Raw genomic sequence first — 635 nt, 5'->3', positions numbered from 1 at the left:
CATGTTGCCGGCTTGTTGCAGGCAGAGGAAGTCTGCCGCGTCCTGAGGGAAGCCAAGAAGACGGACGAGGCCGGCATTCTGATCATCCAGGGTGTTCTGGCGAACGAAACGGCCGTGTTGCGCAGCAAGGCGGTTCATGACGTCGCCGCCAAGCCGGAATGCAACTTCATGAAGATCATCGACGAACAGTCGGCCAACTGGGATCCGGTCAAGGCGCAGGACCTGATGACCAATTGGATCACCGCCGGCTACAAGCCGGTGGCGGTGCTGGCCAACAACGACGAAATGGCCATCGGCGCCGTCAACTCGCTGAAGGCGGCCGGCTGGGACATGAAGGATGTCGTCGTTGCCGGTGTCGATGCCACCAAGGAAGCGATGCATTACATGCAAAAGGGTGATCTCGACGTCACCGTCTTCCAGGACGCGATCGGACAGGGCGCCGGCTCGGTGGATGCTGCCGTCAAACTTGCCAAGGGCGAGAAAGTCCAATCCCCGATGTGGATCCCGTATGAGCTGGTCAATCCGGCCAATGTCGAGAAATACCTCGCCAAGAACTGATCGCCGCTCGGCTTCGGATGTGCCCCAAAGGCACATCCGAAGCTGGAACCTCTATGCATAGAAAGCAGAAGGTCTGC

General features: G+C 59.2%; 1 protein-coding gene. It reads left to right on the top strand.

Going from position 1 to position 635, the window contains the following annotated elements; genetic code table 11:
- The coding region (locus tag CO671_RS33160) for a substrate-binding domain-containing protein (protein WP_141514521.1) at window positions 1-558 on the top strand (558 nt) is incomplete at its 5' end.
- Window positions 559-635 lie beyond the last annotated feature (77 nt).

Origin of the sequence: Rhizobium sp. M10, assembly GCF_002531955.1 — a bacterium.
In the GTDB taxonomy this organism is placed as follows: domain Bacteria; phylum Pseudomonadota; class Alphaproteobacteria; order Rhizobiales; family Rhizobiaceae; genus Rhizobium; species Rhizobium etli_C.
This window is presented reverse-complemented; position numbering and strand designations above follow the sequence as displayed.